Source organism: Bacillus sp. LR--39, from assembly GCF_053613335.1.
The window spans coordinates 1-758 of sequence record NZ_JBSIOT010000766.1 but is presented as its reverse complement, the minus strand read 5'-3'; the positions used below and the strand labels follow the sequence as shown (position 1 = coordinate 758).

Here is a 758-nt window from a genome sequence, read left to right as displayed (position 1 = left end):
ACGCCCGTGGACCGCCTGTTGATGTGCCGATACACACAATTTGTCTGCCCGTGCCAGGTTTCGGTTTGCTTAATTCAGGCTTAACGACAGCACGCACAATAGGTTCGGGCCGAACTGTCTGGGAAACAGGACGTTTCCGCTTGCCGGAAAGTCCTGCCGCGACGACACGCTCAACTAATTGTTCTTTAATTTTGTATAAATCCAGAGATATTGAGCCTGATGGCTTTGTGATAAAGTCAAAGGCACCGATCTCCAAACAATTAATTGTGCATTCTTTACCTTTCTCGGTCTGGCTAGACACCATAATGACCGGCAAGTTATAAATCTCAATAATTTTGCGGAGCGTATCTGTCCCATTCATGACCGGCATTTCAACATCTAGAGTAATAACATCCGGTTTTAATAATTCAATCTTCTTAAGCGCTTCTTCTCCGTTTCTCGCAGTTCCGATTACTTCTATCTGCTTTTCTTCGGTCAGAAAATCACTTATCATTTTTCTCATAAAAGCCGAATCATCAACTACAAGCACACGAATCAAATTAAGCCCTCCTCATTAAAAAAGAAGATAATTTCTCAATAAATGTCTGTTTGTCTTCTTTGTGTCTCGTTTCTTCTCTTTCAAACAAGGCGTCCGCTAAAATACGGACTGACCGGCTGGCTTTTGCCTGAGGGCTTTTTATGAAAAAAGGAACCTGTTCGACAACCGCTTTGCTCACGATCACATCGTCAGAAACGGAACCGGCAAACTGAACCTGAAC

The 758-nt window shown here is 43.3% G+C and carries 2 pseudogenes; both read right to left on the bottom strand.

Features of this window, described 5'->3' with window-relative positions:
- Nucleotides 1-538, bottom strand: a pseudogene (cheB, locus tag ACWHAR_RS26400) (protein-glutamate O-methylesterase CheB); the annotation flags it as partial.
- 1 nt (nt 539) lies between these two features.
- Nucleotides 540-758: pseudogene (locus ACWHAR_RS26395) on the bottom strand (MinD/ParA family protein); the annotation flags it as partial.